This is a genomic window from Streptomyces sp. NPDC089915 (assembly GCF_040684675.1).
Lineage (GTDB): Bacteria > Actinomycetota > Actinomycetes > Streptomycetales > Streptomycetaceae > Streptomyces.
Genome location: NZ_JBFBGN010000323.1, coordinates 1 through 2,063, shown reverse-complemented (window position 1 = coordinate 2,063; position 2,063 = coordinate 1). Strand labels below are relative to the sequence as shown.

Annotated in this window: 2 protein-coding genes; both read left to right on the top strand. The window is 73.6% G+C overall.

Annotation, left to right across the window (positions count from 1 at the left end; translation table 11 throughout):
• Positions 1-410: 410 nt before the first annotated feature.
• A complete protein-coding gene (locus tag AB0O29_RS35390) occupies positions 411-1,121 on the top strand; it encodes a ribonuclease HII (RefSeq protein WP_365160403.1) in 711 nt (236 codons plus the stop codon).
• A 59-nt stretch (positions 1,122-1,180) separates the two neighbouring features.
• Positions 1,181-1,816, top strand: coding sequence for a hypothetical protein (locus AB0O29_RS35385; protein WP_365160400.1), 636 nt, complete (start codon positions 1,181-1,183; stop codon positions 1,814-1,816).
• Positions 1,817-2,063: the final 247 nt, after the last annotated feature.

Here is a 2,063-nt window from a genome sequence, read left to right as displayed (position 1 = left end):
GTCGAGGACCCCGGTGCGGGGGCACTCCCCCCGCACCCGGGTCCTCGGCGTCTGGTTCACGTGCTTCACGAATGCGATCCAGGCCGGGGTGGCCTCTTCCGTGAGGTCGTCTGGAAGAGCTGTGCGAGTCGGCGCGCCAACTGATCCGCGAGCCCGCGTGCCGGGGAATCGGGCAGGGTAACGTTCGCGCGGACGCTGCGATTCCGCTGATCTCCGATGGGATCCCGGCGATGCTGGTGTACCGCACTGAGGTATGCGGAAGCGAATGGACGGACCAGGAGATCGCGGAGATGATCGACGGGCCGATGGTGCCGATGTGCCCGCCCGAGCCCGCTCCGGCGCCCCGTCCGCACGCTTGCCGCGGGCCGGGGTGTGCAGGCGGCCCGGGGCGGCGTACCCTTGCTGGCGCCATGCCGTACGAAGCACCCACCCACACCGTCGAGCGCTCCCTCCGTGCAACCACCGGCGCCAAGGTCATCGCCGGGGTCGACGAGGTCGGACGAGGGGCCTGGGCCGGTCCCGTCACCGTGTGCGCGGCGATCACCGGCCTGCGCCGGCCGCCCGCAGGGCTCACCGACTCGAAACTGCTCACCCCCAGGCGACGCGACGAACTGTTCGACGTCCTGCAGACCTGGGTCACCGCGCACGCCCTCGGACACGCCTCCCCGGAGGAGATCGACGAGCTGGGGATGACGGCCGCGCTCCGGCTCGCGGCGGTACGCGCCCTGGAGGCGCTTCCGGTGCGGCCCGACGCGGTGATCCTCGACGGCAAGCACGACTACCTCGGCCGGCCCTGGCAGGTCCGCACGGTGATCAAGGGCGACCAGTCCTGCATCGCCGTCGCCGCGGCCTCGGTGATCGCCAAGGTCCAGCGTGACCGGATGATGGCCGCGCTGGGCGAACCGGGCGAGGGGATCGAGGACTTCGCCTTCGCCGCCAACGCCGGCTACCCCTCGCCCGTGCACCGCGCCGCACTGGAGGAGCTCGGGCCCACCGCGTACCACCGGCTCTCGTGGTCGTACCTCGACGCGCTGCCCCGGTGGCGCCACTTGAAGAAGGTGCGCCGCAGCGAGGAAGCCATGGAGCTGGAAAACGGAGGCCAACTCGGCTTCGATTTCTGATCGCACCCACGTGCCACCCACCGGTACGTTTCGTACCGGTGTTTGATAGACATCAACTCATGCCTCTCACCCCCGCCATCGAGGAGCCTCAGATTCACGAGAGTGCCCAGGGTCCCCGCGTCACGCCGGCCGCGAGCCGCACCGCGCAGACCCCCCGCCCCGTACCTGGTCCGCGTCCCGTCGCCGCACCCCGGCCCGGCCGCCCCGGTCCCGTCCGCCCCGCCCCGCCCGCCCAGCGTGCGGCACAGGCCGTCCCCGGACCCGTTCCCGCAGCAGCCCCCGCCACCCCGTCCGTCTCGGCCGCGGTGCCGCAGGTCCAGCTGATCCCGGCTTCCGCCGAGGGTGCGCTGGACGCGGCCGAGGAGGCCGTGGACCTGCTGCTCGACACCGGGCGCGCGCCCGGCGACATCCTGGTGATCACCACCGGCGACCCGCACCCGTGGGCCGCGCACGAGCTGTCCTTCGGCGAGGCCTCCTACTGGGCCCAGCACGACGCCGGGGACGACGTCTTCTACGCGGACGCGGCGCAGGTGCAGCGCGCCGCCGGACGCCCCGTCGTGGTCTTCGCGGCCAACGGCGGACCGGCCGGGACCACCGCGGACACCCTGCCGGTCGCGCTCGCGCGGGCCGGGGCGCTGCTCGTCGTCTGCGGCGACGTGCAGCAGATCAACTCCGTGCTGGGCGCGGGCGTCTGACGCCCCGTCCCGGGCGGGCGAGGGGCCGGGCGGTCAGGACGCCGGCCCCGCCGAGGTCCGAGGCCCGAACAGCCGTACCCCGCTTCCGCGGGAGTACGGCCCCGGGGCCCGGACCCCGTTCGCCGCGGTCGGGTGCGGCCGCGCACCCGGTACTAGGGCCTGTCGTCAAACTCCCGTCTGCCCCGCGACGCCTGGCACGCGCTCTCGCCGCACCGGGCGAAAGCCAAGTACGTCCAGTACGCGGGCT